The sequence below is a fragment of the Rhodopirellula maiorica SM1 genome (assembly GCF_000346295.1).
GTDB lineage: Bacteria > Planctomycetota > Planctomycetia > Pirellulales > Pirellulaceae > Novipirellula > Novipirellula maiorica.
Genome location: NZ_ANOG01000897.1, coordinates 1 through 7,856, shown reverse-complemented (window position 1 = coordinate 7,856; position 7,856 = coordinate 1). Strand labels below are relative to the sequence as shown.

The 7,856-nt window shown below is 53.8% G+C and carries 5 protein-coding genes; 3 read left to right on the top strand and 2 right to left on the bottom strand.

All coding sequences use genetic code 11. From position 1 onward, the window contains the following. Both RMSM_RS28515 and RMSM_RS28510 read right to left on the bottom strand, forming a co-directional pair. A partial coding sequence (locus RMSM_RS28515) for a site-2 protease family protein (protein ID WP_008705436.1) occupies positions 1-1,615 on the bottom strand: 1,615 nt, incomplete at its 3' end. A 33-nt stretch (positions 1,616-1,648) separates the two neighbouring features. Continuing rightward, complete coding sequence (locus RMSM_RS28510) at positions 1,649-3,820, bottom strand: efflux RND transporter periplasmic adaptor subunit (protein ID WP_008705433.1); 2,172 nt, start codon at positions 3,818-3,820, stop codon at positions 1,649-1,651. 375 nt (positions 3,821-4,195) lie between these two features. On the opposite strand from RMSM_RS28510, the gene RMSM_RS28505 reads away from it, so the two are divergent. The 3 genes from RMSM_RS28505 to pgsB form a co-directional block, all read left to right on the top strand. Then, entirely contained in the window at positions 4,196-4,642 is a 447-nt protein-coding gene (locus RMSM_RS28505) for a hypothetical protein (protein ID WP_008705429.1), read from the top strand. A gap of 229 nt (positions 4,643-4,871) precedes the next feature. Next, a complete protein-coding gene (locus RMSM_RS28495) occupies positions 4,872-6,128 on the top strand; it encodes a PQQ-binding-like beta-propeller repeat protein (protein WP_236622340.1) in 1,257 nt (418 codons plus the stop codon). A gap of 922 nt (positions 6,129-7,050) precedes the next feature. Then, positions 7,051-7,856 (top strand): poly-gamma-glutamate synthase PgsB (gene pgsB, locus RMSM_RS28490; protein ID WP_040769819.1); only part of this gene is annotated, 806 nt, incomplete at its 3' end.

Genomic DNA, 7,856 nt, shown 5'->3' with positions numbered 1-7,856 from the left:
TCGGCGGCAGGGAGTTCGTCGCCTGTTTCAGGGGATTGGAAACGTCGTTTACGAAGCGACTGAACAATCGCGGCTTGCACCTCAACTGCCCCAGTGCTTTGGCGTATTCATACTGCACATCGTGATTGACAAGCGTGGCAATAGTGTCGCCCTTGTCAACCGTGTCACCGGGTGAGGCATCGAGTCGCTCTAAGATACCAGATGTCGAAATATATACCGGGGTTTGTTTGCGAGGCGTGAATCGGCCCGTGGTCGAGATGGATGACGGCATGGGCCACATCATCACACCCATCAAAATTGCACTTACGCAGAAAAAACGGAGTAACCGTGTCCATTGGACCTTGGTACGTCGAGCAGGATTTTTTAGGAAACGCATGGGGATTTGCAAGAGGCTATAGATCATTCCGGTGATCGCAAAAACGCATAGCATGCGACCAAGTGATTCCAATCCGTAGGGACGAAGCATGAGCGAAACGAACCACAAGATCGCAAGCGTCAGCGTCCAACGGTAAACCGCGGCCAAGGCTGCATACATAAGCATCCAGAATCGCCCGAATACGGTAAGCGTTTCATATGGGATTTCGTCCACTCCCAACAAGATCCGATTCAAATGAGCAAACAGTAATCGTCGTGATCGCTCGGCCAAGTTGGCAGTGTCACATAGATCCGACAGTACATAGTAGCCATCGTATCGTAGCAACGGGTTCGCATTAAATACTACGGTGCTGATGCCACAGACGAGCATGACGTTCATGGCAATCGAATGTACCATTCCTTCGGCAGTGAAGATCCAAATCCAAGTCGCGATTGCCGCTAACACGACTTCGGTCAAGATTCCGGCGAGTCCTACTGCCGCTCGCTCGAAGCGATTCGGTAGCATCCAAGAATCGGAGGTGTCGCAGTACAGTGCGGGAGTAAATACCAATAACATCGGCCCGATTTGATGACACTCGCCGCCAAAGTGTTTGCAAACAAATGCGTGGCCTAGTTCGTGTAAGATTTTTGTACCGCCTATCACCGCCGCCAGGATGAGTAACGAATCAAGTCTTAACCAAACTCCGATCGTGGGGAACTCTGCTGCGAACGTATCCCAGCGGGCAACGAAAGCGATGGCGGCAGACACGCAGAGAAACACCGCAATTGCCATCGCAGTTGGACTTAGTAACGGCCGGACCCACGGGTAGGTCCTGCGGAGAAACGGTTCGGGGTCGATACCGGGAAAGCGAATGAACAGTAGACTGCTAAGTTGTTGCAGCCATTTTTGTCGCTGTTCCTTGCGACCACGGTTTTCAAGAGGGAGTGCTTGGTTTGCGGCATCCGATACCGTTAGCCCACTCTGGTGAAATCGGAACAGCAATTGATTTAGTTGGCTGTGCGATACTTTTTGTGGGTGAAAATTTGTCTCATACTCGCGTTGCAAATCGTCAAGGCTGCTGCGACCATCAAGTCGCTCTAAAATGAAATACTCATCCGATCGAAGACGGTGATACGTCATCGAGATTGGGTCTTTGACGACATATGCCGACTCGTTCCGGTGCAGTGTTTGCACTGCGACCAGATCCTGGCGAATGCGAACGCCGATCGCATTGCTCGATGAGCGTGTGATGGTCGACATGAATTGACGTGGCGATGTTGGGAATCGAGACGGTTAACGGAAATAGAACAACACTTTGCGATTGACGAAGTCAAAGATGTCGCTGAACCAACTGCGCAATAACGACCGGTGGCCGCAATAAACACGCGCCGTGACGTCAGCCCCGATGCGGACATCCAATGGATCGAAAACGTCGGTGCTGGACTGGGGGTCCGATGTTCGTAAAACGCGGGCGGTGGTGTCGATCACCGCCTGTTCTCGCTCATCGATCCGAGCGGCAGTGGCAACGTTATGCAAGGTCGCAGCGTACGACCGGTCTGGCTGGGTTGCGACGACAAAGGTGACCGGCAACGCTGGGGTTTGTTCGAATGATTCAAGCATCGCGCCCGCATCACGATCGGGAATTTGTAGTTTCAATTCCCAAGGGCCGGTTTCATCCACCACGCTCAACAGCAAATTGCCTCGCGATACCGGGCGACGAGCAAGTCGTTGTTCGAGTTGCCATCCGACCACCGTTCCCCGAATCGGACTCTTTACGATCAAGTCCGCTTGCTGGGACTCGATGATCGATAGTTGAGACCGCAGGTTGGCTAGTTCGGTTTCAAGTTGCTGTTGTTCCACTGCCATCCGATCGGACGGGTTTTGCTGGGCATCGCCACTGAGCCGGACGGCTTTGATTGACGCCAAACGCTGCAATGTTGTCTGGATTTGACCGGCAATGGTTTCGCTGTTTCGCTGCAGGTCAGCGTTTTCAAGTTCCAATAGTGGAAACGCCGATGTGACTGGTTGTCCATCGACGACGTGCAGCGTTTTGACGACCCCATCGACGGCGGCGAAAACGTGGCGCCGCTGCGTCGGTTCAAGCGAACCAGTGGCAATCACATAATGGTCGACTTGGATGAATAGTGATGCGATGGCGACCATCAGAGTCGATGCCATCGCGGTCGTGATCCAGATCCATTTGCTTGAGCGTTTGACACGGCCGATCGCTTTCCAGAGCGTCAGTGCAAAAATGCTGTCATGCTCCATTGCATTTTTCAGCGCAACGGCCGAATCGTTCACGACCAACTGCATGGTCGCAGTTATCGATTCAGGACCCTCGCCGTTGAAGTATTCGGCCAACAGGACGCCAACGATTTCACCCTGGCAAGAAAATGGATCATCCAGAAGGTCGTCCGACGAAACGTCGTCAGCTTGTTCTTCAGCGACTCTCAGCGGTAGCAATGCCGCTGATGTGGTTCCGCATTGATCGAGGTATTCGTCCAGCGGAGCTTGGATTTGCGGGGGTAGTAATTCCGAATCGGGAAGCATGACCGGGCGTGGTAACACAGTCGCCTTTTGAACCAAGCGTTCGATACAGCGGGTCGCATTGCTGCGTTTATCAACGACCGCGACACCACTGACCGCTCGGACCCGGTAGTGTTTGCCACGCCTGGTGAGCACGACGGTTCGGTCGCAACCGATCAACCGTCGGCTTTCGTTGGCAATGGCGTACGCCGTGCGGTGAACCGAAAGGCTGCGATGCAGTTGCAGCAGAGCGGAACGCTGCGAAGGAGATTCGTTTCCGGTTTGTCGTAGCGGTGTGACGTTGGACGACGTGTTTGCGTTTGCAAGCGATTCGGACGCTGAACGGGTTGGAATGTCGCCCCGCGATGAATCGACGGCGGTGTCGACGGTGGATCGCTGCCATGTGTTCCCGTTTCGATCGAATTGACTGACAGATTGAACGTAGGCATTCAACCGGCGAAGGGTTTCGAGCTGTTCGGCGGCGGTGGGGCGGTGACCGATGCGGTGAACGAGTAAGACCGCCAAACGGTGTGGCGCCGACATCAATTCCACTCGGAAACCGCGAACCGAAAGCGACGTGTTGTCTTCGCTCGACGGTGCGGAGCGGCTCGCATCAGAATCGAGTAAACCAATGTCGCTGGCGGTCGGTGTCGACGTTGCCATCTCTAGATTTTGGCGAATGGCCCCGCGGTCGATGTGGCTTCCGAGTTGCTCATCCGCGACCAGCATCATCGGATGTTCGTGGTCCAACGCGACGATGGCGACGACCCCCACCGCAAATTCGCTTTGCAAGTGCTGGGCCAATTGGCGAATGAACTCATTGCGATCGCTGCAGCGTTTTGCGATCGACGTTAGCAGCAACCTCGGTTCGTTGTCAGCGAGACGTTCGCCACGGTTTAATGACGAGCGATGGGATTCACGGGTAGAAGGAGCGTTCAACGCAGTGCCTAATCGCGGTGTCTAATAACAAGTGCTTGACTTTGTCTTCACTCTTTGTCTTGTCGCGTCGCAAAATCCGAGGCTAGTTCACGATGATGGCCCCGGCGGTCTCGCGGTCGTCAAATTCAGCAAAGTACGCGAACTTGGCGACGATTATTCAGGTCACGCCAGATGTCAGTCTTTGTTGGATTGTACTGTTTGGAGGGTTTTGTGTGTCGAGAATACGGTTCGTTTGAGCACACGAAGTTTGGGGTGATGCCGATCGAACCGAGCTTTTTCTTTTCCCTTCGGAACTGACCGTGGGCTTGGTCAACGCCGCCGGATGACTTCTAATCGCGGCAACATCTACCCCAATCGTTTAGGAGCGATGAGCTAATGTTTTTTCTTGATGTGCTTTCTCGGTTTGCTCATGTCGGCACGGCAATCACGATGGTTGGCGGGACAATGTTTCTGTTGTTCGTGTTGCTGCCGTCATCCAAGGGACTCGACGATCAGCCACGGCAATCGCTCAGTACGGCGGTATTGAGTCGTTGGAAGCGTTTTGTCCACGTTGGTATTCTGCTGCTTTTGGCGAGCGGAATCTACAATTACATGCGAGCGATTCCAGGCCACAAAGGCGACGGACTCTACCACGGGATGGTAGGAACCAAGATGATCCTCGCCTTGGTTATCTTTTTCATTGCTTCGGTATTGGTGGGGCGAAGTCCCAAATTCGAGGGTATGCGAAACAATCGAGCGAAATGGTTGAAAGTGGTCGTCCTGCTGGCCTGTGTGATTGTCGCCATTTCGGCCTTTTTGAAGGTGCGTGGTCTGCCCAGCTAGACTGCGAATACGGGGCCTGCCGCCGGCGTGGAATTTTTTGACGGACAATCCACGATATTGCGTAACGCTGCATACTTTGCATCGCGATCGGCGTACAATCGGTGGAGCGTTTTTGACGCGTGCTTCGCGGTGAATGCCGTCTGCCTTCCTTTGAAAACCCAGCCTTTCCTTCCAGCATTTTCAGGATCCATTTATGCAATTGATGTCGTTGCGGGCGAGTTTGCCCATCGTGTTTACAGTTGTTTTTAGCTTCTCCGTTTCAATCGCAGAGGATTGGACGCAGTGGCGTGGAGCCGACCGTGCCAATCGCTCCTCCGAAACCGGCTTGTTTGAATCGTGGGGTGACGAGGGCCCGTCGCTGCAGTGGATGGCTGATGGCATCGGCGAAGGCTACGCCAGCGTTTCGGTGGCGGGAAATCGAATCTATACCACCGGCAATTTTGACGACAGCCAATCGGCAGTCGCAATTGATGCGAACACCGGCGACATCCTTTGGAAGCAAGCGATTGCAAGCGGGCCGCCAAAGCATGGGTACGAAGGAAGTCGAACCACGCCCACGATTGATGGCAATCGCTTGTACATGGTCAGCAGTGATGGTCGCATCGTCTGTCTTAATGCAAAGGATGGCTCCGAAGTTTGGAGTCGTGACTTCGATGATTGGGACGGGATGATGATGAGCGGCTGGGGGTTCAGTGAATCGCCACTCGTCGACGGGGACCGCGTGATCTGTACGCCGGGCGGAAAATCTGGATTGGTCGTCGCGTTAAACAAAAACAATGGCGACGAGATTTGGGCATGTACCCTCGCTGCGGATCAGCGGGATACCGGCGACAAGAAGGTCAAACAGGGCGCTGGCTATTCATCGCCTGTCATTTCCCATGGCGGTGGCGTAAAGCAGTACGTCCAATTGGTTGGCCGTGGATTAATCGGTGTTCGTGCAAGCGATGGGAAATTGTTGTGGCAATACAATCGAGTCGCCAACACCACCGCAAACATTCCCACCGCGATTGTCGATGGCGACTATGTGTTTACCAGTACAGGTTATGGAACCGGTTCGGCGCTACTAAAACTAACATCCGATGGACGCGGGGGCGTGAAAGCAACCGAACAATACTGGCTCGAAGGACGCGAGCTTCAGAACAAACACGGCGGCATGACGCTCGTCGATGGCTACATCTATTGCGGACATGGTAATGGCAATGGAATGCCGGTGTGTGTCGAAATGGCCACTGGCGAGATCGCATGGGGGCCCGTACGTGCCGAGGGCAAGGGGGAAACCAGCTTGATCTATGCCGATGGACACATCCTTTATCGACGCGAAGACGGCACGATCCTGTTGACCAACGCGACCCCCGAGAAGTTCGACGTGGTCAGCATCATCAAGCCGGAATTCCAGCAAGGCAAAAGTTGGGCGCATCCGGTGATCGCCGATGGCAAGCTGTACTTGCGCGAGCAAGGCAAGCTGATGTGTTACAAGCTGAAGTAATCATCGAATTTTGGTAGCAGCACGGATCTGCGAACGCGTCCTCAACCTCAACTCAGGCTGCCAGCCTGCGTCATCAAACAAGCGATCGGCCTCCTCCACTAGGCCGACGGGGGCACGAATAACCCGACACGCCGAGTCATCCATCCGGCGGAACGGTTTGCACCATTCGGTAATCCGTAACTCGGCATTAAGTGTCCAGTGAATTCGATCAACCACATGGTTGCTTTATCAAAATTTCACGCTCATCTTCGGCCCTGATGCATGCGGGATTGCCCGCCCTAAGCCCCAGTTTGACGCGGCGGATCCGCCCTTTGTCTGCGTTGGTTCTTTCCCGCCAACTGGACCTTCTAACGACCGCGAAAACACCGTGGACCTCACGAAATCGGCTCAATTGCAGGGGAATCGAGAAGCTGTTTTCCTGATCGCGTAGTGGTTGGAGACGATGTTTTAGAAAACGGATCTAAAACCTTCCGCGAAAAGCAAAAAATGGCGATAGAAGATAGCGGGGGGGCGTATTCACGGAGGCAAAAAGTGCAACAATCCGGGCATCGTCTACCCGACGACGTGAATGTCGAAACCCCACTTGGGAACGCTCTTGATTGCGGGCACGGCATTTGTGTATGGTGAGGCTCTAGTCTGACGGTTCAGTTGTTTCACGATAGGAAACCGAACGCGTCTTTTTTCTCTTTTCTTGATCGATCCTGTTTATCCGGGAAGATTTGTTCGCTCAACCTTGTGACCCATGATGGTGTGTGGCGGTTGGTAGGCAGCGTTTTATTTTGTAACGCTTACTAACATTCAAGTCATTTTTACAAACACTTCGTGGTTGACATGGCTACCGGTCTAATTTGTTGATCTTACTTTTCTCGCGTCCTAATATCTGTCGTTTCTGAAACCGAAGCTGTAAAAAAATGGAGGGTTCATGTACGGGACTCTGCTAGTTAGTGGCGGTGCACTCGCGTTGTCAGCGGTTGGAATTGCTGAGTCGCTATGGCATCAACGTAATCTCTCGAAAATCCCCATTAGGATCCACGTTAATGGGACTCGAGGTAAATCAAGTGTAACTCGTTTAATTGCAGCGGGATTGCGAGCCGGCGGCATACGCACGTGTGCGAAGACCACGGGGACGGTTCCCCGCATGATCTTTCCCGATGGTAGTGAAGCGTCGGTGTTTCGTCCGTCGCGGGCGAACATCATGGAACAGCGGCGTGTGGTTCACGCGGCGGTGCGGTTGCAAGCCGAAGCACTTGTCATTGAGTGCATGGCGCTTCAGCCACAGCTTCAATCAATTTGCGAATTGAAATTGGTGAAATCCACGCATGGGGTGATCACCAATGCTCGCGCCGATCATTTGGACGTGATGGGGCCGGATGTTGTCGGCGTTGCCAAAGCGTTGTGCGGCACGGTTCCCGTGGGTGGAAAGGTCTATACGGCCGAACAGCGTCCGGAAACGCTACAAGTCATTGCTGAGGCAGCAGCGGATCGCCGATCCGAGGTGGTTTCGATTCTTGACGATGCGGTTCGCGAAGTGACGTGGGACGATCTTGCCGGTTTTTCTCATATCGAGCATCCCGACAATTTGGCTTTGGCGCTGCAGATTTGTCGCGACCTTGGGGTTCCTCGGCATGTCGCACTGCAAGGCATGTGGGCGGCCGACGCGGATCCCGGTGTGATGCGTTTGTTCCGAGTCGCCGAACAAAACCAAGAAATGGTTTTTGTGAATGCATT

Coding starts and splice junctions, on each gene's coding strand:
- RMSM_RS28505 (WP_008705429.1), top strand. CDS start 4,196: ATGTTTTTTCTTGATGTGCTTTCTCGGTTTGCTCATGTCGGCACGGCA.